We start from the raw sequence: 20756 nt of genomic DNA, 5'->3' as shown, positions 1-20756 counted from the left end.
TCGTTCGTGTTATTCCGGCCCGTCGGTGACGAAGTCGATGAGTTCTTCGACGCGGCCGAGCAGCGCGGGGTCGAGATCTCGGTAGCTCTTCACCGACGCGAGGATCTTCTGCCACGCGCGGGCGATGTCCGTCTGGTCGCGCGCCGGCCAGCCCAGCGCACGGCACACCCCCACCTTGTATTCGATGCCGCGCGGAACCTCGGGCCACCGGGCGATACCCACCGACGCCGGGAGCACGCACTGCCAGACGTCGATGTACGGGTGGCCGACGATACGCAGGTACCGGCCGTGGCGCCCACGGAGCACCTCGTCGGTCAGTCGGGTCTCTTTCGACCCCGGGACGAGGTGATCGACGAGGACGCCATAGCGCCGCTCGGGCGACGGAGGGTCTTCATCGAGCATGGGCGCGAGCAGGTCGACGCCCTGGAGATACTCCACGACCACGCCTTCGGCGCGCAGGTCGTCGCCCCAGACCTTCTCGACGAGTTCGGCGTCGTGCCGGCCCTCGACGAGAATCCTGCTCGCGCGAGCGACGCGGGCGCGAACCTCGGGGCCGGCGAAAGAGCCGGACGCCGTGCGCTTGGGGCCCGTAGCGGCAACGACCGCCGGCACCAGCACAACGGCAACACCCTCGATCAGGAACCCCGGCCCGAGCGGGAAGAGTCGACGCCGACCGACTCGGTCTTCGAGCTCGACGTTGCCCCCCGCCACCCCGACAACCGCGCCGCAGTAGCCATCGGCGGCGACTTCGACCACGAGGTCGCGAGTTGCCTCGACGCGTGCCAGGGGCTTCTGCGCCCGCTCGCGCCACCCGGTCGCAAGTACGTCAGCGCCGTAGCGATCATCCATTCGAAACCTCCGAACCGGTTACGCTAGCGCCGAAATTCGAGCCCGGATGCCGCGACCCGCCGACTCGGCCCAATACCCAGCGTTCACTCATGCGGCCTTTTGTTCCCTGCTCTCGCCTGAATAGACTCAACGATCGGGGGCCCGAGCTTCGCGACCCTCAGGGAGGGTTCGATGCGCGCGGGATGGGCAGTGTCGCTCACGGCAGTCGTCACTTTGATGCTCGCCACTCTGGCAGGTGGCGCATCTGCAACCGACCCGGTGAGTCTGGGTTCGCAGTACGTCGTGGACGAAGTCGGTGCACTCTCGGACGCGCAGGCGACGGCCGCGGAGTCGCGCCTCGAGTCGCTCTACGAGTCGACAGGCGTCGACCTCTATGTCGTGATCGTGGATGCGTTCACCAATCCCACGAACTCGCAGGATTGGGCTGACGCGGTTGCGGAAAGCAACGGTTTGGGGCCTACCCAGTACCTGCTGGCGATCGCGAGCGAGTCGCGCCAGTTCTACATCTCTGCCGACAGCACCGGACCATTGAGCGAGTCCGAGGTCGCGGGAATCGAAGCAGCGATCAAACCGCAGTTGAGTTCGGGTGACTATGCGGGTGCGATCGACACCGCTGCATCCGGGTTCCAGTCCGCCCAGAGCTCGAGTGGGATGTCTGGCGGGGGTTTCTTCCCCGGAATATTCGTGTTCGTCCTGATTGCTGCGGGGGTCGCATTCCTGATCTGGATGTTCATGCGCCGCCGCAAGAAGGCACAGGCTGGCCAGGTGGGCGGCTCGGCAGAGCAGCAACCTGCCCTCAGTATCGAAGAACTGCAGACGCAGGCCTCCTCTGCACTCGTGCAGACTGATGACGCGGTCAAGACGAGCGAGCAAGAACTCGGCTTCGCCAGGGCCCAGTTCGGCGATGCCGCCACGGTCGAGTTCGGGCAGGCCTTGGAGAAGGCGAAGTCGAACCTCACCGAGGCCTTCACCCTCAAGCAGCAACTCGACGACCACGTCGAAGACAGTGAAGCCGACACGCGCGCCTGGAACGAGAAGATCGTTCAGCTCTGCGCCGAGGCCAACGCGGGATTGGACGAAAAGGCCGCCGCCTTCGACGAGCTGCGCAAGCTTGAGCAGAACGCACCGGAGGCGTTGGCCCGTGTTCACGATGAACGTCAGAAGGTGGGCGCCGCCCTCGCGGACGCAGGCACTCACCTGCAGACTCTCGGAACCTCGTACGCACCCGAGGCCCTCGCGACGATCGCCGACAATCCAGAGCAAGCCACTCAGCGGCTGAGCTTCGCCGACGAGCAATTGGCGTTGGCCGAGACCCTGATCGGTGCCGGAAAGGGCGGCGAAGCCGCCGTCAGCATCCGAGCGGCCGAAGAAGCCGTCGGGCAGGCAGATCTTCTCGAGAAGGCGATCGACAAGCTCGGCGCAGATCTGGCCGCGGGCGAGAAGGATGCCGCGGCGCTCATCGCGGAACTCGAAAGCGACGTCGCCGTCGCCTCGGCACTGCCCGACGCTGACGGCGCTCTCACGCCGGTGATCGCCTCGACCACACAGCAGATCGCGACGGCACGCGGGTACCTTTCGGGTAACCAGCGACGGCCCCTCTTCGCCCTGCAGGGATTGACCGCCGCGAACGACCAGATCGACTCGATCGTTCAGGGCATGCGGGACGCACAGGCCCAGCGCCAGCGCGCCAGTCAGATGCTCGGCCAAGTCATGCTGCAGGCCCAGGGACAAGTCTCGGCCGCCGAGGACTACATCACCTCTCGTCGCGGTGCGATCGGCGCCGAAGCCCGCACCCGGCTCGCGGAGGCAGGATCCTCTCTCGTGCAGGCACAACAACTGCAGGCCAGCGACCCCGAGGCCGCGATGCAGTGGGCACAGCGAGCGAACCAGCTTGCGGGCCAGGCCATCCAGCACGCCCAGAACGATGTCAACGCGTTCGGGGGCGGAGCTCAGATGGGCGGCGGTTCATCGGGCGGCAGCGGCAACATGATGGGCGCGATCCTCGGCGGTATCGTGATCAATTCCCTTCTCGGCGGGGGCGGCGGGGGCCGGTCCTCCGGCGGCAGCATGGGCGGCCTCGGCGGAATGTTCGGCGGCGGCGGCGGCGGTTTCAGCCCGGGCAGCTTTGGCGGCGGGGGTACCCGCGGCCGTCGAGGAGGTGGACGCTTCTGACCTGGGTCTCGGCCGCGCCCGGAGCGCACATCCTCACAATCTTGTTCCTTGATTCACTCGAACCACACGAACCACAGATCACGAAAAGGAAGGACACCTGATGGCCAAGCAGTCCATCTTCGGTCGCATCTCTACCCTCATGAAGGCGAACATCAACGCGATGCTCGACTCCGCCGAGGATCCTCAGAAGATGCTCGACCAGCTGGTGCGCGATTACACCAACTCCATCGTCGACGCGGAGTCGGCGATCGCCGAAACCATCGGCAACCTGCGTCTGCTCGAGCGGGACCACGAAGAGGACGTGCAGTCCGCGCGGGAGTGGGGCAACAAGGCTCTCGCCGCGTCGAAGAAGGCAGATGAGCTTCGCGGCACCGGCAACTCCGCCGACGCCGATAAGTTCGACAACCTCGCCAAGGTCGCCATCCAGCGCCAGATGAGCGAAGAGAACGAAGCCGCCGCCCTCGCCCCCTCGATCGCAGCACAGACGGAGGTCGTCGCCAAGCTCAAGGACGGCCTCAACGGCATGAAGCAGAAGCTCGAGCAGTTGAAGTCCAAGCGCTCCGAGTTGCTCGCCCGCGCTAAGACCGCCGAGGCGCAGACCAAGGTGCACGACGCGGTCAAGTCGATCGACGTGCTCGACCCCACGAGCGACCTCGGTCGTTTCGAAGACAAGGTCCGCCGCCAGGAGGCGATCGCACAGGGCAAGCAGGAGCTTGCCGCCTCGACACTCGACGCGCAGTTCAACGAGCTCGAGGACGTCGGCGAGCTCACCGAGGTCGAGGCGCGCCTCGCCGCGCTCAAGACCGGCGGCAGCGCACCGCAGAGCGCGATCGACGCGCCCAGCGCGCCGTACACGCCGTAACACCGGCTGTTCGAGGGCGTCGCATCGTTCGGATGCGGCGCCCTCGTGGCCTGCGTGGGATGCGGGTGTCGCCCCGCTGAGCGAAGATGAGACCATGACCCGCTTCGTGATCGTCCCGCAGTGGCAGGGATCCCCCTCGTCTCGTGCGATGCAACTTGTCGACGGAGCTCAGGCGATCGCGGGCGACCTTCCTCGTTCCGCGTGCACCACCGTGGAGGTTCCGCTCGAAGCGGGCGACGCGGCCGGCACCGGCGTGCACCGCTACAGCGCCCTGCTTCGCACGCGACACCTGCTCGACGATGCACTCGCTTCCGTCGCAGAACCTGCGCTCATCGTCGGTGGCGACTGCGGTGTCGCGGTGGGGGGCATCGCACACGCCGCCCGTCAGCATCCGAACCTCGCGGTCGTGTGGCTGGACGCTCATCCCGACCTTCATGCCCCCACGTCGACGGTGACCGGAGCTTTCTCCGGCATGGCGCTGCGCGCCGTCCTCGGCGAAGGCCCTGGCGAGTTGTCCGTGCCGACCGGTGTCATTCCCCCAGGTCGCGTGGTGCTGGCAGGCGCCCGCGAGTTCGACGACGCAGAAGTTCCGATGGCAGAAGGGCGCGGCATCCGTGTCCTGACCGCAGACGCGCTCGCGTCCCCCGACGCCCTGGCCATCGCCGTCGCCGCGACCGGAGCCGACGCGGTCTACGTGCACGTCGACCTCGACGTCCTCGACCCGTCAGCCTTCACCGGAGTGACCTCGGCAGTGCCGTTCGGCGTGCAACCCGCCGACCTTCTTGCCGTGATCGCGCGACTTCGCGAGCAGGTCCCCCTGGTGGGCTCCAGCCTCGCCGGTTTCGCCCCCTCATCCGCAGCCGCGGCCATCGACGACCTCGGCGCGATTCTGCGCATCGTGGGAGCGCTCGCGTGAGTCCGATCCCCACCCCGCCGGTGACGTGGCATGAAGACGCCGAACGCGCGCGGGAACGCGGTAGCCGCATCGATCGATTCATCCCGCCCTTCCTCCTGAACTCCCCCATCAGCCTCGTGGGCTATTGGTACGGGACTGCGGTGGGCTGGGTGTGGGGGACGATCTGGAGCACCGGTCGGGTGGAGAAGCGCGAAGGGCTGTGGGTCTTCGGCGGTATGCCCCAGTGGGCGTTCGGGCGCGGCGGAGTCTGCGTGGGCGGTTGTTTCCTGACGGGCGAAGTGCGCCCAAGCGATCTCGTCCTGCGACACGAGGCCGTCCACGCTCGCCAATGGCGCACCTACGGCTTTCTCATGCCGCTGATGTACGCCATCGCAGGGAGGAACCCACTCCGCAATTGGTTCGAAATCGAAGCAGGGCTCGAGGACGGCAACTACGTGCCGAGGCCACGACCGCGCGGGCGGAAAGTCACCGAGCGGGAGTGAGTCCGAAACGCTCGGGAGTCGCGATGACGTCCGGACGGATGCCCATCTCGACCAGGTGGTCGACGATGTCGGCCGTGCCGAGGTAGCCACCCAGCAGGTGGATGCGGGTTTCGTCCTCACCGTCGCAGAACATCTCGTCCGCCCAGGCGTTCACCGCGCGCGCGATGGCCTGACCAGGAACGCATCCACGACCGGTTCCGGGGTCTCCGGTACGCTGCGACCGATCGAGCCAGGTCACGGTCATGCGCGCGGGCATGGCGATGTCGGCGTGGAACGAGGCATCCGGAATCTCGATGAAAACTCGACCGGTCGAACAGATCGGCAAAGTCGCGGCGAGCAACTCGAGATCGACGACCGACGATTCGTCGGCCGTGATCAGGTGTTGCACACGTGTGTGGCGCGATGCGCGACATGTGGCTGCGGTGTGCTCGGCGAGATCCATGAGAGCTCCAGTATACCTGAGCGAAGGCTTGCCTAACTTAGGTGAGCATAACTCGCTGGAGCTCGCGGAGTTCGTCCTCGCTCACCCCGTGCGCCTGCAGGTACTCCCCGGCCGATCCGTATCGTTCCGTCAAGCCGTCCAAGAGCGCCCGCATCACCTCGGCCGGCGACCGAGTCGCGAGGTCGCGAACGTTGACAGCATCCGGATGCTGCAGCCGCAGGTACTCCAGAATGTGCCGGTTGCGCGCCTCCGACAGGAGCACCTCTGTGCGGGCGTAGTCGGCGATGATCGCCGCGTGATCGACCCCGGCTGCGGCGAGCGCGATCGCGATCGTCACTCCGGTGCGATCCTTGCCCACGGTGCAGTGGACGACGACCGGCTGATCGACCAGAAGCCCGCGGATGACCTCCACGACCCGAGGCGCCGAGCCATCGACGATGCGGCGGTACATCTCGGCGAGCGTGAGGTCTTCTTCGAACATCGACGACACCGAGCCGGTGAACAGCGGCACCCGCTGCGTCTGCACGTCGAGGCCATCGATGCGGCTCGGGGCATAGGCGATCTCTTCGTCGGCGCGCAGGTCGATGATGCGCCGGATGCCGAGAGCCCGGAGTGCCCCTCGGCCGTCGTCGTCGAGCCGAGCGAGGTTTCCCGAACGGAACAGGACGCCCGCCCGTGTGACGGTCGGTCCCGCCGGAAGACCGCCGATGTCACGGAAGTTCGAAACCCCGCTGACTCGCGGCCCGTCAGAGTCCCGGGTCGTCACGCCTGCGCGTTTCGCCGCGGAGGCACCGGGTAGCGGCCGGCGATCGCGACGCGGTTGAACGCGTTGATCGATACCAGCAGCCAACTGAGCGCGACGTACTCCTGCTCGCTCAGCACGCCCCCGACGCGGTCGTACACATCGTCGGGGATTCCGCCCTCGTGGATGAACACGAACGCCTCCGTGAGCTCGAGCGCGGCACGCTCGCGCTCGGTGAACACACCGGACTCGCGCCAGGTCGGCAGCTGAGCGATGAGGTCGGCGTCCAGGCTCGCCGCAATCGCACGGTCGACGTGTACGCGGACGCAGTAGGCGCAGCCGTTCAATTGCGACGCGTGGATCTGAACGAGCTCCTTGAGCCGGGGGTCGATCCCCGCTTCGGCGCTGAGTTCTCCGACCGTCTTGGCAAACGCATCCAGAGTGTCGTACGCACCACGGGCGGACTTGGCGAGATGAACGCGTGCCTGTTCGGTCATTGTTCCAGCGTACCGACGGCGCGTCGGTGGTCGCGTCGTGAGAGACAATGGATGCCGTGAGCGATCCCATCGATGAGTTCTCGTTCCTGGCCGAGCAGGCCGCCGACGCCGGCATCACTGCTCCTCTCCCCCGCGGCGAGCGCATTGCCGTCGGCCTTCCGGATGGCCGCACCCTCAGCGCCCTGCGGTATGGCGAGGGCACGCCCGTGGTGACCTTCCTGCACGGCGCCGGACTGAATGCCCACACGTGGGACACCACGATCCTCGCGCTGGGCCTTCCCGCGCTCGCGATCGACCTCCCCGGGCACGGCGACTCGTCCTGGCGGGAAGACATGGCTTACGTCGCCCGGCCGCTTGCGGCTGATGTGATCGTCGGGATGGATGCCTGGACCGAAGGCCCGCAGCTCCTCGTCGGGCAGTCGCTCGGAGGGCTTACTGCTGCTGCCGCTGCTGCCTCCCGTCCTGATCTCGTGCGCGAACTCGTCGTGATCGACATCACCCCCGGCATCGACCCGAACGGCGGAGCCAGTCAGATCCGCCAGTTCTTCGCGGGGCCGACCGACTGGGCCTCGCGCGAAGAGCTCGTCGAGCGCGCGCTGTCGTTCGGGCTGGGCGGCTCACCGAAGGCGGCTGCCCGCGGCGTGTACTTCAACTCCCGCGTCCGCCCCGACGGCCGTGTCGAATGGAAGCACCACTTCGCCCACCTTGCGAACATGATGAGCGCACACCCCGAGGCTGCGCAGGCTCAGGATGCGAAGCAAGACGCCGTCTCTGCGGTGCTCGGTGAGTCCGGCTGGCAAGACCTCGCGGGCGTCGCCGCCCCGCTCACGCTGATTCGCGGAGACCATGGGTATGTGACGGAGGCGGATGCTGAAGCCTTCGCCGCACGTCTGCCCGAGGCATCCGTCGTCGTCGTCCCGACCGGACACAACGTGCAAGAAGAGATTCCCCTACCGCTGGGCGAAATGCTCCGCGAGCGCGCCGGGAAGGATTAACGCTTCTGTTGCGTTGTGAGTACGCGGTGCAAGCCCGGCGCGCACCGTTCTCTAGGCTTATGAACCGCACCGGCTCTCTTTGCCGGTCACCCGAGGCACTGGCATCCCGCACAGCACGCGGATGCACCCCGAAAGGACACACCATGTTCGGTCGCACTTCTCTTGCGGCAGCAGCCCTGCTCGCGGCCGGAGCGCTCGTGCTCTCCGCCTGCACCGGCGGCACGACCCCGACACCGTCGAACACCGGTGAGCCCGACCCTGACGCGTCCGCGATCATCCGGCTCGTACTCGAACCCGGCAACCTCGACATCCGCGAGACCGCGGGCGCGGCTCTCGACCAGATCCTCGTCGACAACATCTACCAGGGCCTGGTGTCGCGCACCCCCGAACAGGAGATCGTCCCCGGACTCGCGTCGGACTGGACGATCTCGTCGGATGCGCTGACCTACACCTTCACCCTGCGTGAGGGCGTGGTCTTCCACGACGGTCAGGAACTCACCCCGCAGGACGTCGTATGGTCGCTGCAGACCCGCAAGGACACCCCCGGGTGGCGCGACTCCGCCCGCCTGGCGAATGTCGCGTCGATCACAGCGGATGGCCAAGAGATCACCCTGACGCTCACCGAGCCCGACTCGAGCCTGCTGTGGAACCTCACCGGGCGTGCGGGCATCATCCTCAAAGAGGGTGACACCGTCGACTACAAGACCGCGGCCAACGGCACCGGGCCGTTCGTGCTCGACACGTGGCGTCAGGGTGACAGCATCACCTACACCCGCAACGACGCCTACTGGGGCGACGCCGCGCAGGTCGCCGAGGTCGTCTTCGACTACATCCCCGACAATCAGGCCGCCCTCAACGCCGCCCTCGCCGGTGAAGTCGATGTCGTCACCGGTTTCGACGCGAACCTCACTGAGCAGATCGAAGCAGATGGCGGCTTCACGGTAGAGCTCGGGCAATCCACCGACAAGGGCACGCTCGCGTTCAACCAGACCTCCGGCCCGCTCGCTGACCAGCGCGTGCGCCAGGCGATCCGTCACGCGATCGACCACGAGGCGTTCGTCGAAGCGGATGCCTCTGGATCGACTCTTTTCGGGCCCATCCCCGAGCTCGACCCGGGTCACGAAGACCTCGCAGACGTAGCCCCCTTCGATGTCGAGGCTGCGCAGGCGTTGCTGGCCGAGGCCGACGTTGAAGACCTCGAACTGACGCTCACGATCCCGAACTTCTACTCCACGACGATCCCGCAGATCCTCGTGTCGAACCTCAACGCGGTGGGCATCACTCTGCAGGTCAACGCGGTCGACTTCCCGACGTGGCTCAACGACGTCTACATCAACCAGGACTACGACCTGAGCTTCGTCCTGCACACCGAAGCGCGCGACTTCGAGAACTGGGCGAACCCCGACTACTACTTCACCTACGACAACGCCGAGGTGCAGGATCTCTACGCCCAGTCGCTCGCGGCCACCGACGAAGCCGAAGCGGCCGAACTCCTCGCCGAAGCCGCCCGCATCGTCTCGGAAGACGCCGCCGGCGACTGGCTCTTCAGCGGAGCATCGGTCGTAGCCGTGGGCAGTAGCATCACGGGTATGCCCTCGATCAACGTGAACGAGCGTCTCGACCTGGCAGAGCTCACCAAGAGGTGATCAGGTACGCGCTGACGCGACTGGCCCTGCTTGCGCTGGGCCTGCTCGTCGCCAGCGTGCTGATCTTCGTCACACTGCGTGTTCTGCCCGGCGATGTCGCTCAGCTCATCGCCGGGGTGAACAGCACTCCGGAACAGATCGCGGTGATCCGGGAGCGGCTGGGCTTGAACCAACCCCTCCCCACGCAATATTTCGAATGGATCGGCGGAGTTTTCCGCGGTGATCTCGGAACATCGCAGATCACCGGATCGAGCGTCGCGGCCGAACTCGCCGAAAAGGCGCAGGTCACCGTGCCCCTCGGCGTCCTGGCCCTCACGATCGCCGTGCTCTTCAGCGTTCCGCTGGGAGTGCTCTCGGCCATGCGCCGCGGACGCGCAGACGGCACCGCGCTGAGCGTCGGCGCGCAGACGCTCGCAGCCGTGCCCGTGGTGTGGGCCGGAATGATGCTGGTTGTCGTTTTCGCCGTGTGGCTGGGCTGGCTACCCGCGCAGGGGTTCCCTCGCACGGGGTGGTCGACGCCGTGGCTGGCGCTGAAGGCCCTGATTCTCCCCGCTCTCACGATCGGCATCGTCGAGGGTGCCATGCTCATGCGGTTCGTCCGTTCGGCGACGCTGCAGGCCGTCGGGCAGGACTTCGTGCGTACCGCGGCGGCGAAGGGTCTCACTCGCAACACCGCGCTCATCCGCCATGGTCTGCCCGTCGTTGGCCTTTCGGTCATCACGGTGCTCGGCCTTCAGGTCGCCGGCATCATCGTCGGCGCCGTCGTCATCGAGCAGTTGTTCAATCTGCCCGGAATCGGCCGGATGCTGGTGGCCGATGTCTCGGGACGCGATCTGTTGAAGGTGCAGGGCGAACTGCTGGTGCTCACCGGCTTCGTGCTGATCGTCGGGTTCATCGTCGACCTCTTCCACCGCCTCATCGACCCGCGACAGAGGGAGGCGACATGACCGGCTCCCGCACGACCGGCCCCCCTCAATCCGAAGCCGTGCACCGCGCGCCGTCGCGCTGGGCGTGGCTGGGCCGACTCTGGGCGCTGTCCACGGGGCGATTCGGCATCATCGTCGTCCTGGCGATTCTGATCACGGCGATCCTCGCGAACTTCTGGACACCGTTCGACCCCGCGCAGGTGAACATCCCGAACCGCTGGGCGCCACCGGGCTGGCCGCACATCTTGGGTACGGATGGGTCGGGCCGAGACATCCTGAGCCTGATCATGGCGGGCGCGCGCACGACCGTGTTCGTCGCGGTCGGCGCCGGAATCGTCGCCACGGTGATCGGAGTCACCCTGGCGGCACTCGGCGCACTGACGGCCCGCTGGGTGCGCGAGTCGGTCGCGGTGTTCGTCGACATTCTGATCGCGTTCCCGGTGCTCATCATCGCCATGATGATCTCGACCGTCTGGGGCGGGTCGCTCTGGGTCGTGATCTGGTCTGTCGGAATCGGCTTCGGCGTGAACGTTGCCCGCGTCACGCGCCCCGAGCTTCGGCGCGTCTTGCACAGCGACTTCGTGCTCGCGGGGCGCGCTTCAGGCCTGACCGCAGCTCAGAACCTCGTGCGCCACCTTCTGCCCAACGTCGCGCCGGTGTTCATCGTGCAGCTCTCGTGGGCTATGGCCGTCGCGGTCCTGGCCGAGGCCGGCCTGTCGTACCTCGGGTTCGGCGCCCCGGTCACCGAGCCCTCCTGGGGTCTTCTGCTCGCACAACTGCAGCAGTACATCTCGGTCTATCCCCTCTCGGTGCTGTGGCCCGGGCTGGCGATCACGATCACAGTCCTGGGACTGAACCTCCTCGGCGATGGCCTGCGCGAGGCCACCGACCCGACGTTGACCAGGTCGACGCCCCGGATGGCGCACGTTCCGGAGGTTGTCGCATGAGCCTCGAAGTTCAGAACCTCACGATCGACATCGGCGGTCGCCGCGTCGTCGACGGCGTCTCGTTCGAGGTGCCCGACGGCGCACGCGTAGGCCTGATCGGAGAGTCCGGTTCGGGCAAGTCCCTCACTGCCCTGGCGATCTTGGGGTTGCTCCCCGACGGCGCGGTGGCGGGCGGGTCGATCCGGTGGAACGGTCGAGAATTGCTCGGCCTCGACGATCGCGAACTGGCAGAGCTGCGCGGCGACGAGATCGGCATCGTCTTCCAAGAACCCCGCACCGCGCTCAACCCCATTCGTACGGTCGGTCGTCAGATCGCCGAGTCGGTTCGCATTCACGAAGGATTGTCGAAGAAGGATGCCGCGGCCCGCGCGGTGGCCGAAGCATCCCGCGTCGCTCTTCCTGACCCCGAAAAGATCATCGCTCGTTACCCCCATCAGCTCTCGGGCGGACAGCGCCAGCGTGTCGCGATCGCGATGGCTCTGGCGTGCCGCCCACGGCTGCTGATCGCCGACGAACCGACGACGGCGTTGGACGTGACGATCCAGGCCGAGATCCTCGCGCTGCTGCTCTCGCTCGTGCAAGACGACGGGATGTCGCTCGTCTTCATCACCCACGACCTCGCCGTGTTGTCGCAAATCGCCACCTTCGGCGTCGTGCTCGAAGACGGGCGGGTCGTCGAGGCTGCCCCGGTCTCTCAGTTGCTCACCGCGCCCACCTCGCCCATCACGCAGGGCTTGCTGCGCGACGCCACAGCGACGCTGTGGCGACCTGGGGGTGTGGACTGATGGCTTCGTCCACGAGCGGTGCCCAGCCGCTGATCAGAGCACGCGGGTTGACCCGCCGCTACCCGGCACCCAAGACCAGACTCTTCGGGCCGAAGGCCTTCACCACCGCGCTCGAAGATGCCGACCTCGACGTTTTTGCGGGCACATCGGTGGGCATCATCGGCGAGTCAGGCTCGGGCAAGTCGACGCTCGTGCGGCTCCTGCTGGGACTGGACACTCCCACAGCCGGAACGGTCGAGTTCGACGGACGGAAAGTGGATGCCGCGGCCTCCGCGAGATCGTTGCATTGGCTCCGCCGCGAGACCGGCATGGTCTTCCAAGACCCGTACGCATCGCTCGACCCGCGTATGAGCGTGGGCCGCATCGTGGGCGAACCCCTCTGGGCTCTCGGGATCGACGGCGACCGTCGTGCCCGCGTGCGCGAGGTGCTCGAAGACGTCGGGCTCGAGGCGAGCATGGCCGACCGGTTCCCGCACGAATTCTCCGGCGGCCAACGCCAGCGCATCGCGCTCGCGCGAGCGATCGTGCATCGCCCCCGCGTCCTCGTGGGCGACGAGCCGCTGTCGGCGCTCGATGTCACCGTGCGCGCGCAGATTCTGGCGCTCATCACCGAACTCCGGCAGCGCGACGGGCTCACCCTCGTAATGGTCTCGCACGACATCGGTATCGTGCAGAACCTCTGCGACGAAGTCGTCGTGATGAAGGACGGGCGCATCGTCGAGGACGGGCCCACCGAGAAGGTGCTGATGCAACCTCAGGTGGCCTACACCCGGCGGTTGCTCGCCTCGATTCCGGTGATCGATCCGGGCGGCGTCTGAGGCAGACACTGTCGCGGGTCGGGGTTAGCCTCAAAGCATGGTTCACGCGATCATTCCCCCGTATCTGCTCGCTCGCATCGCCTCGGTGCAAGAGCCTTCTTGGGCGCACGCCGCCCGAGCGGCGCGAGCCACGCTCGCGGCCCCCCGCACGTACCGACCGGTGCGCACGCGGCTGCGTCTGTCGATCGACGAAGACGGTTCGCTGGTCGCTGAAACGGCGCCCGCCCCCGACCGGACGATCTCTGACGCCCAGCAGCGCGAGCGACTGCCGGGCGTACGCGTGCGCAGCGAAGAAGACCCCGCGACGGGCGACGCGGCCGCTGATGAAGCCTTCGATGGGCTCGGCGCGACCTTCGACTTCTTTTGGGATGCGTTTGCTCGAAACGCTATCGATGGTGCCGGGGGGCAGCTTCTTGCCACAGTGCACTACGGCCAGGACTACGACAATGCGTTCTGGAACGGCGAACGTATGGTGTTCGGCGACGGTGACGGCGAGGTGTTCGCCGGGTTCACCGGGTCGCTGTCGGTCATCGCGCACGAACTCTCACACGGCGTGATCGATGCCGCGGGCGGGCTGGCGTACCGTAACCAGTCCGGGGCGCTCAACGAGTCGGTCGCCGACGTGTTCGGCGTCCTCACCGAGCAGCACCACCTCGGCCAGACGAGCGAAGAAGCGACCTGGCTGGTCGGCGAGGGGCTGTTCACGGACGCCGTGCAAGGAGACGCCCTGCGCTCACTGGCAGCGCCCGGCACCGCGTACGACGACGACGTGCTCGGGCGCGACCCCCAACCGGCCCACATGCGCGACTTCGTCGTGACGACGGACGACAACGGCGGGGTTCACATAAACTCCGGCATCCCGAATCACGCGTTCTACCTCACCGCCGTCGCCCTCAGTGGCGCGGCGTGGGAACGCGCCGGTTTGGTTTGGTACCGCACGCTGACATCGGGCGAATTGGGCACCACGCCCGACTTCGCCGAGTTCGCCGCCACGACAGTGCGGGTGGCCGAGGCGGAGTACGGTGAGGATTCTGAGGAGGCCGAAGCCGTCCGCGCAGGGTGGGCAGGCGTCGGGATTGACCCTGATGAATCCGTCGTGCTATGAGGCGCCCCCGCCGCCGGTGACGGTTGCTGTCACCCGCACGGGCGGTATAGCGGGGCTGCGCCGCGAGTGGCGGGCCGAGCCACCGGAGGACGAAGCATCCACGTGGCACAGCATGATCGAACGCTGCCCGTGGGACGATCGAACGGCTGCGGATGCTGCTCCCGGCGCCGATCGATTCCTCTGGCGCATTCGCGCGCGGTGCGCCGACGAGCCCGAGCATGAGGCCGAGCTGGCGGAGGACGAGGTTGTCGGCGCGTGGCGTGATCTCGTCGACGCGGTCAGAAACTGGGCGCGCCTATCGACCGAAAAGCCGTCGCCGCCCCGCACGCTTGAGTGACTTCTGCAGGTAGATCGTGCCGAGCCAGCGGCCGAACTTGAAGCCGACCCGGCCCATGCGGCCGACTTCGACGAATCCGAGCTTTTCGTGGAGGGCGACGGATGCTTCGGCCCCCTTGTCGCTGATCACTGCGACCATCTCGCGGATGCCCGCCTGCTCGCACGCCTCGATCAGCGCGACTAGGAGCGCTTTTCCGAGGCCCTTGCCGGTGGCCGCCTGACCGAGATAGATCGAGTTTTCGACGCTGTACCGGTACGCGCTCTTGCTCGACATCGGTTGGACGAGGGCGTAGCCGAGGATCTGACCCGACGGTGACTGCGCGACGATGAACGGCAGCCCCAGCTTCTGCAGCTTCTCGATCTTTTCGCGCCACTGCGCCAGCGTCCACTTCTTCTCGTCGAAGGTCACGACCGAGTTCGTGACGTAGTAGTTGTAGATTTCGCGGATGTCGGGAATATCGCGGGTTTCTACTGGGCGGATCTCGAACGCGAAGGCGGGCTCGGGTGCGGGCTGGCGGCGCAGATGACGAGGAAGCTTGCGCTTGTCGCGGTCGTATTCCTCCTCGAGCATTCCGACAGCCTACGCGGGGTCGATTCGCCAGTCGACGGGCGCCGCGCCGCGCTCGACCAGCAGGTCGTTCGCGCGTGAGAAAGGGCGTGAGCCGAAGAATCCGCGATGGGCGGACAGCGGGGACGGATGCGCGGACTCGATGATGGCTGTCGTGCCGAGCAGAGGCTTCAGGCTCGCCGCATCCTTCCCCCAGAGAATGGCGACGAGGGGCTTGTCGCGAGCGACCAGCGTGCGGATGGCGTGTTCGGTCACTTTCTCCCACCCCCAACCGCGGTGGGACGCGGGCTTGCCCGGCGCGACCGTCAGTACGCGATTGAGCAGCATCACGCCCTGGTCGCTCCACGATGACAGGTCACCGTGCGCGGCCGGCGGAACGCCCAGGTCGGATTCGAGCTCGCGATAGATGTTCGTCAGACTCCGCGGGAGCGGCCGCACATCGCGCTCGACGGCAAACGACAGACCGATCGGATGCCCCGGCGTCGGGTAGGGGTCCTGCCCGACGATCAGCACCTTCACGCCGTCGAGCGGCCGCTGAAATGCCCGCAGCACACGGTCGCCGCTCGGAAGGTAGGGATGGCCCGCGGAGACATCGACCCGCAACTTCTCGCCCAGGCTCGCAAGGTCTGTCGCGACGGGTTGGAGCGCCTCGGCCCACGCCGGGTCGACGAGGCCGGCCTCGGCAAGTTCACGGAGCGTCATCGCCATGAGGTGGTCCGCGCTAGGCGGGTATCGCGACGGTGCTCATGACGACCTCGAGCCCGCCCTCCACCGTTGTGGAGGTGAGCGAGACCGTGACGGCGGAGAGGTCGGCGAGGGATGCTACGTGCGTTCCGCCGCACGGGATGCGCACAGTGGCCCCGGGCAGGGCGCACACCCAGGCTCGCCGATCGGCGAGCCCCGGACCGTCGCACTCGATGTGCGCGTCGCCCCCGGCGGCGATCCACTCGGCGAGTAGCAGGTTCGCTCGGCTCGCGACGGCGTCGAGGTCGTCCAGTACCGCCGGATCGAACCCCTTTCGCCGCAACGATTTGCCGATCCGGTAGACATCGCGCGACCCGAGCGGGACGATCCGCGATTCCTGAGTCGCGAGGGCGTCGAATCCCGGCGCGCCCAGCGCGTCGGTCGGCGCGTCCTTGCGCCAAGCGCCCGCGAGCGCCGCGTCCAGAGCAAGCGAGGCGAGATGGCAGGCGGTGTGACCCGCAGAAAGCGCGGCGCGATACTCGACATCGGCTTCGACCCGGATGGTGTCGCCCTTGCTGATGGCTGCGCCCTCGACGAGATGAGCGACGACGAACGTCCACCCTTCCGTGCCGGTACGCACCGAGACGTCACGGCCGAGCAAGAACTCGTCTCCATTGCTCGCGCCGACAACCGCTTCGACGATGTCGATGGTCGAGTCGTCCGAAAGCACCAGGGTTCCTCGGTCGCTGGGCTGATCTGGCCAGGCCGTGTCGACGGGGTGGAACGCGGTCTGATCGAGCACGACCGCTGTGCGTCCGTCGCCCGCGTCGGCCAGATGGACGACCGTTCCCACGGACGAGGTCTGCCCCGACGGGTAGAGAACGACCGTCGCGTGGTCGATGGTCATTGCTGAAGACCGCGCACCGTCAGCGGGCCGCGCGCGAGGAGGTGCTGGGCAGACTGAGCGACGGGACGCATGGTGATGAGGTCGAGGTTGACGTGCGCCGGAGCATCTAGGGCATAGCCGATGACATCGGCGACGTCGGCGGCCGTGAGCGGCGCCTCGACGCCGTCATAGACGAGCTCGGCGGCGTTCTGGTCGCCGCGAAGCCGGTTGACGGTGAACTCGGGGGTGTAGACCATCCCCGGTGCGATCTCCACGACGCGGATCGGCTCACCGTTCAGTTCGAGCCGGAGGGCATGGGCGATCATCGCTTCGCCCGCCTTCGTGGCGTTATACCCCGCCCCACTCGCGTAGGCGATCTGAGCGGCCGTCGAGGTGACGAACACGGTGTCGGCGTGGCCGTCGGCGGCGGCCGCATCCCGCAGTTGGGGAAGGATGGCGGCGACCAGTCGCTGCACGGACAGCACGTTCACCTCGAACATCCACTGCCAGTCTGCGGCCTGGGCGTCCTCCACGCGGTCAGCCCCTCTCGCGCCGCCTGCGACGTTCACCAGCGCATGCACGGGGCCGGTCTCAGCCAGCCACGCCGCGAGCGCGTCGATATCTGCGCTATTCGTGAGGTCGGCGGCGAACGCCGCCACGCCCGTCTCCACCTCCAGCGCTGCGAGTCGATCTGCCCGCCGCGCGACCGCGACGACATCCCACCCCCGCGTACGCAACGCTCGCGCCGTCGCCTCACCGATACCCGAACTAGCGCCGGTCACCACGGCACGCCTCTTCATCATGGCTACACGCTACCCGCGCGGGAGGTTACGTCACATTTCCCTGCCGTTGCCGGCAACACGGGGTCTGCGTACTGTCGAATTCGGCCGACGACATCTGGGTCCAGGCCACCGAACACGCAGGAGCACACGATGTCCGCACCCGAGAACTGGCGCTTCGAGACCAGGCAGATCCACTCCGGCGCACAGCCCGATCCGGTGACCAAGGCGCGCGCCACACCGATTTATCAGACGACCTCCTACGTCTTCGACAACGCCGACCACGCGGCGAACCTCTTCGCTCTGGCGGAGTTCGGAAACATCTACACCCGCATCCAGAACCCCACCCAGGCGGTCGTCGAAGAGCGCGTGGCCGCCCTCGAAGGCGGCACGGGCGCACTGCTGGTGGCCAGCGGACAGGCCGCCGAGACCTTCGCAGTCCTCAACATCGCCGAGGCTGGCGACCACATTGTCTCGTCGTCGTCGATCTATGGCGGTACCTACAACCTGTTCAAGTACACCCTCGCCAAGCTGGGCATCGAGACGACCTTCGTCGAGAACCAGGACGACCCGGCCGAGTGGGCGGCGGCAGTGCGCCCGAACACGAAGCTGTTCTTCGCTGAGACGATCGGCAACCCGAAGATCAACATCCTCGACATCCGCCTCGTCGCCGATGTCGCGCACGAGAACGGCATCCCGTTGATCGTCGACAACACGATCGCGACGCCATACCTGATCAAGCCGTTCGAGCACGGCGCCGACATCATCGTCCACTCCGCCACGAAGTTCCTCGGCGGTCACGGCACGGTCATCGGCGGCGTCATCGTCGATGGCGGAACGTTCGAGTGGTCGAAGAACGTCGACAAGTTCCCCGGTCTCACGCTTCCCGACCCGAGCTACCACGGTGCGTCCTACACCGCCGCCGTCGGCGATGGGCTGGCGTACATCATCAAGGCGCGCGTGCAGTTGCTGCGCGACCTCGGTGCCGCGATCGCCCCGCAGAGCGCCTGGCTACTCATCCAGGGCATCGAGACGCTGTCGCTGCGCATCGAGCGTCACGTGCAGAACGCGCAGGAGATCGCCGAGTGGCTCGAAAACCATGAGGACGTCGCGTCCGTCAACTACTCCGGCCTGCCCACCTCGCCCTGGTACGCGAAAGCGAACCAATACGCACCCAAGGGCGTCGGCGCGGTGCTGTCGTTCGAACTCAAGGGCGGCGTTCAGGCCGGCCGCGAGTTCGTCAACTCGCTCACCCTGTTCAGCCACCTCGCCAACATCGGTGATGTGCGCTCGCTGGTGATCCACCCCGCATCGACCACGCACTCCCAGCTCACTCCTGAGCAGCAGCTCACCACAGGTGTGACGCCGGGCCTCGTGCGCCTGTCGGTCGGGCTCGAGAACATCGAGGACCTCAAGGCAGACCTCGAGCAGGCGCTCGCTGCTGCCCGCCGCGTGTCGGAGGCAGCTCGCGCGTAATTCCCCGTGCAAGGGACCAGATGCCCCGGCCCCACAAGGGCCGGGGCATCCGTCCGTGTGAGCGCGCGTACATTGGGGGCGTGGACGACGCAGAGACCTCCCGCATCGCCGCGTTCTACGACGACTTCGGACGGCAATGGGCGCGAAGGACGTCGCCACTCTATGAAGAGTGGGCGATCAGCATTGCGTCGGATCCTGAGTTCGTCGGGCGTATCGCGACGCTCCCGCGGGCCTTGCAGCAGCCCAACCTGCTCTTTGCTTCGGCACGGTGGGTCGGCGCTCCGCTCGTGCCTTTCGTCCAGACCAGGGACTGGTTCCTCGCGCATTGGACTGACATCGTGGCGACGGGCTCCACGCGATCGACGCAAACCAACGAGGTCGGCCGCTGTGCGACGTGGTTGCCGCCGCTCTCGCGGATCGACGGCCCGATCGCCCTCCTCGAGGTGGGTACCGCCGCAGGGCTCTGCCTCTACCCCGACCGGTACAGCGTCGACTACGCCACTCCCTCCGGCCCGCGACGGTGGGACCCGGCGACCGGACCGAGCAGGGTGGAACTCGCGTGCCTGCTCGACGATGACGCATCCGTCCCCACGCGCATGCCCGAAATCGTCTGGCGATGCGGGATCGATCTGAACCCGATCGATGTCAGCGACCCGGCAGCGATCGACTGGCTCGCGACGCTCGTGTGGCCTGGCCCCGACCATGATGCACGTGTGACACGGTTGCGTGCGGGGGCGGCGCTGGTAAGTGCGGATCCGCCCGAGATCGTTCGTGGTGACCTGCTTGAAACGGTGACGGATGCGGCATCCGCAGCTCCCGCGGACGCCACAATAGTGATCTTCCACAGCGCCGTACTGCTTTACCTCGACTTCACAGGGCGACAGAAGTTCGCGGAGATCATGGCCGGACTCGGCGACGCGATCGGGCGCCGCGTCGTGTGGCTCTCCAACGAGAGCTCCGGAACCCTGCCGGCGATCGATGAGCATCTTCCCGCGAACGTCACACCCCGCGGGCGTTTCATCCAGACCTGGAACGGTCGACCGATCGCGCTCGCGGGAAGCCACGGAGCGGTCTACGAGACGCGATCGTTCGCCGAGTGACTGGTTCTGCGGACGGGTCAGCCGCGCACTTTTGGGCGCAGGCTTGACAGTCCGCCGTCGATTCCGAGCACCTGACCGGTGATCCAGTCGTTCGCCGAATCCAGCAGAAACACCACACCGCGAGCGACATCCTCGGGGGTACCGAGTCGGCCAATGGCATGCATCCCCTCCGACACCTTGCGCGATCCCTCCGTCGCCGTCAGCGCTGCGGTCAACTTCGTCTGGGTGAGGCCTGGCGCCACCGCGTTGATCCGCAATCCCTGCGCGGCGTAACTCGACGCTGCCGAGAGCGTGAGGCCAACGACTCCGGCCTTCGCCGCGGCGATCGCGTCGTGGTTCGACAGGCCCGCAAGCGCGGCGGCGGACGAGACGAGCACCACAGAGCCGCCACCTCGCATGTGACGCCCCGCCGCCCGGACGGTCGCGAACGCGGTGGTGAGTGATGCGGCGACGACGTCGTCGTACTGCTCGCGGCTGGTCAGGTGCGCGGGCTTGAGCACCATCGACCCGGCGAAGCAGGCGACCCCGTCGATCGGTCCGGCCTCGGTGAACGCCCGCTCGACCGCGGCGAAGTCGCTCGCATCGAGCAGGATATCGACGTCAGGGCCGGAAGCGCGGGCCGTCGTGATCACCACGTGACCGGCAGAGCGCAAGAGATCACAGGTCGCTGCGCCAATGTCACTGGATGCAGCGATGATCAGGTACCGAGCCATAGGTGTTCCTCCGCCGCCATTCTGTGCCGA

General features: G+C 67.1%; 23 protein-coding genes. 14 read left to right on the top strand and 9 right to left on the bottom strand.

The window, feature by feature from the left end; translation table 11 throughout:
• Positions 1-9 precede the first annotated feature (9 nt).
• Entirely contained in the window at positions 10-849 is an 840-nt protein-coding gene (locus LG299_RS15935; RefSeq protein ID WP_404431989.1) for a DUF3097 family protein, read from the bottom strand.
• A gap of 171 nt (positions 850-1020) precedes the next feature.
• Between LG299_RS15935 and LG299_RS15930 the strand changes: the two genes are divergently transcribed.
• From LG299_RS15930 to LG299_RS15915, 4 genes are all read left to right on the top strand, one after another.
• Positions 1021-3021: a TPM domain-containing protein gene (locus LG299_RS15930; RefSeq protein WP_404431987.1), complete on the top strand. Its 2001-nt coding sequence runs from the start codon at positions 1021-1023 to the stop codon at positions 3019-3021.
• A 100-nt stretch (positions 3022-3121) separates the two neighbouring features.
• The gene (locus tag LG299_RS15925) at positions 3122-3883 is read left to right on the top strand and encodes a PspA/IM30 family protein (protein WP_404431985.1); all 762 of its coding nucleotides are present in this window, start codon (positions 3122-3124) and stop codon (positions 3881-3883) included.
• Positions 3884-3977: 94 nt separating this feature from the next.
• Positions 3978-4799, top strand: coding sequence for an arginase family protein (locus LG299_RS15920; protein WP_404431983.1), 822 nt, complete (start codon positions 3978-3980; stop codon positions 4797-4799).
• Entirely contained in the window at positions 4796-5281 is a 486-nt protein-coding gene (locus tag LG299_RS15915; protein WP_404431981.1) for a Fe-S oxidoreductase, read from the top strand. Before LG299_RS15920 ends, LG299_RS15915 begins: the two co-directional genes overlap by 4 nt.
• Here the strand turns inward: LG299_RS15915 and LG299_RS15910 are convergent.
• The 3 genes from LG299_RS15910 to LG299_RS15900 are packed head-to-tail and all read right to left on the bottom strand — an operon-like array spanning position 5265 to position 6962.
• Positions 5265-5723 carry an SIP domain-containing protein gene (locus LG299_RS15910; RefSeq protein WP_404431979.1) on the bottom strand — a complete coding sequence of 153 codons (459 nt, stop codon included), beginning with the start codon at positions 5721-5723 and terminating at the stop codon, positions 5265-5267. The two genes, LG299_RS15915 and LG299_RS15910, sit on opposite strands and share 17 nt — an antisense overlap.
• 37 nt (positions 5724-5760) lie before the next feature.
• Positions 5761-6489, bottom strand: coding sequence for a tyrosine-protein phosphatase (locus LG299_RS15905; protein WP_404431977.1), 729 nt, complete (start codon positions 6487-6489; stop codon positions 5761-5763).
• On the bottom strand, positions 6486-6962 hold the full coding sequence (locus tag LG299_RS15900) for a carboxymuconolactone decarboxylase family protein (protein ID WP_404431975.1): 477 nt from the start codon (positions 6960-6962) through the stop codon (positions 6486-6488). Before LG299_RS15900 ends, LG299_RS15905 begins: the two co-directional genes overlap by 4 nt.
• Before the next feature lie 47 nt (positions 6963-7009).
• On the opposite strand from LG299_RS15900, the gene LG299_RS15895 reads away from it, so the two are divergent.
• The 8 genes from LG299_RS15895 (at position 7010) to LG299_RS15860 (ending at position 14521) form a co-directional block, all read left to right on the top strand.
• On the top strand, positions 7010-7957 hold the full coding sequence (locus LG299_RS15895; protein ID WP_404431973.1) for an alpha/beta fold hydrolase: 948 nt from the start codon (positions 7010-7012) through the stop codon (positions 7955-7957).
• Between the two features lie 143 nt (positions 7958-8100).
• Positions 8101-9603, top strand: coding sequence for an ABC transporter substrate-binding protein (locus tag LG299_RS15890; RefSeq protein ID WP_404431971.1), 1503 nt, complete (start codon positions 8101-8103; stop codon positions 9601-9603).
• Positions 9600-10550, top strand: coding sequence for an ABC transporter permease (locus LG299_RS15885; protein ID WP_404431969.1), 951 nt, complete (start codon positions 9600-9602; stop codon positions 10548-10550). Before LG299_RS15890 ends, LG299_RS15885 begins: the two co-directional genes overlap by 4 nt.
• Positions 10547-11476, top strand: coding sequence for an ABC transporter permease (locus LG299_RS15880; RefSeq protein ID WP_404431967.1), 930 nt, complete (start codon positions 10547-10549; stop codon positions 11474-11476). The genes LG299_RS15885 and LG299_RS15880 overlap by 4 nt, the downstream gene beginning before the upstream one ends.
• The gene (locus tag LG299_RS15875) at positions 11473-12261 is read left to right on the top strand and encodes an ATP-binding cassette domain-containing protein (RefSeq protein WP_404431965.1); all 789 of its coding nucleotides are present in this window, start codon (positions 11473-11475) and stop codon (positions 12259-12261) included. The genes LG299_RS15880 and LG299_RS15875 overlap by 4 nt, the downstream gene beginning before the upstream one ends.
• Entirely contained in the window at positions 12261-13079 is an 819-nt protein-coding gene (locus LG299_RS15870) for an ABC transporter ATP-binding protein (RefSeq protein ID WP_404431963.1), read from the top strand. The genes LG299_RS15875 and LG299_RS15870 overlap by 1 nt, the downstream gene beginning before the upstream one ends.
• A gap of 37 nt (positions 13080-13116) precedes the next feature.
• The gene (locus LG299_RS15865; RefSeq protein ID WP_404431960.1) at positions 13117-14184 is read left to right on the top strand and encodes a M4 family metallopeptidase; all 1068 of its coding nucleotides are present in this window, start codon (positions 13117-13119) and stop codon (positions 14182-14184) included.
• A complete protein-coding gene (locus tag LG299_RS15860; RefSeq protein ID WP_404431958.1) occupies positions 14165-14521 on the top strand; it encodes a protealysin inhibitor emfourin in 357 nt (118 codons plus the stop codon). Before LG299_RS15865 ends, LG299_RS15860 begins: the two co-directional genes overlap by 20 nt.
• On the opposite strand, the gene LG299_RS15855 is transcribed toward LG299_RS15860, so the two are convergent.
• The 4 genes from LG299_RS15855 to LG299_RS15840 are packed head-to-tail and all read right to left on the bottom strand — an operon-like array spanning position 14480 to position 17461.
• The gene (locus LG299_RS15855; RefSeq protein WP_404431956.1) at positions 14480-15091 is read right to left on the bottom strand and encodes a GNAT family N-acetyltransferase; all 612 of its coding nucleotides are present in this window, start codon (positions 15089-15091) and stop codon (positions 14480-14482) included. The genes LG299_RS15860 and LG299_RS15855 overlap by 42 nt on opposite strands.
• Positions 15092-15100: 9 nt before the next feature.
• Positions 15101-15796 (bottom strand): uracil-DNA glycosylase, encoded by a 696-nt coding sequence (locus LG299_RS15850; RefSeq protein WP_404431954.1) that lies wholly within the window; start codon positions 15794-15796, stop codon positions 15101-15103.
• A gap of 13 nt (positions 15797-15809) precedes the next feature.
• Positions 15810-16679 (bottom strand): metal-dependent hydrolase, encoded by an 870-nt coding sequence (locus LG299_RS15845; RefSeq protein WP_404431952.1) that lies wholly within the window; start codon positions 16677-16679, stop codon positions 15810-15812.
• Positions 16676-17461 (bottom strand): SDR family oxidoreductase, encoded by a 786-nt coding sequence (locus LG299_RS15840; protein WP_404431950.1) that lies wholly within the window; start codon positions 17459-17461, stop codon positions 16676-16678. The genes LG299_RS15845 and LG299_RS15840 overlap by 4 nt, the downstream gene beginning before the upstream one ends.
• Before the next feature lie 129 nt (positions 17462-17590).
• On the opposite strand from LG299_RS15840, the gene LG299_RS15835 reads away from it, so the two are divergent.
• Both LG299_RS15835 and LG299_RS15830 read left to right on the top strand, forming a co-directional pair.
• On the top strand, positions 17591-18913 hold the full coding sequence (locus LG299_RS15835) for a bifunctional o-acetylhomoserine/o-acetylserine sulfhydrylase (protein WP_404431948.1): 1323 nt from the start codon (positions 17591-17593) through the stop codon (positions 18911-18913).
• An 80-nt stretch (positions 18914-18993) separates the two neighbouring features.
• Positions 18994-20013, top strand: coding sequence for a DUF2332 domain-containing protein (locus tag LG299_RS15830; RefSeq protein WP_404431946.1), 1020 nt, complete (start codon positions 18994-18996; stop codon positions 20011-20013).
• Positions 20014-20030: 17 nt separating this feature from the next.
• On the opposite strand, the gene LG299_RS15825 is transcribed toward LG299_RS15830, so the two are convergent.
• Complete coding sequence (locus tag LG299_RS15825) at positions 20031-20726, bottom strand: SDR family NAD(P)-dependent oxidoreductase (protein WP_404431944.1); 696 nt, start codon at positions 20724-20726, stop codon at positions 20031-20033.
• Positions 20727-20756 lie beyond the last annotated feature (30 nt).

Source organism: Microbacterium lacus (assembly GCF_044794305.1).
In the GTDB taxonomy this organism is placed as follows: Bacteria; Actinomycetota; Actinomycetes; order Actinomycetales; family Microbacteriaceae; genus Microbacterium; species Microbacterium lacus_B.
The sequence above is the reverse complement of the archived record's forward strand: the minus strand, read 5'-3'. Positions and strand labels throughout refer to the sequence as shown.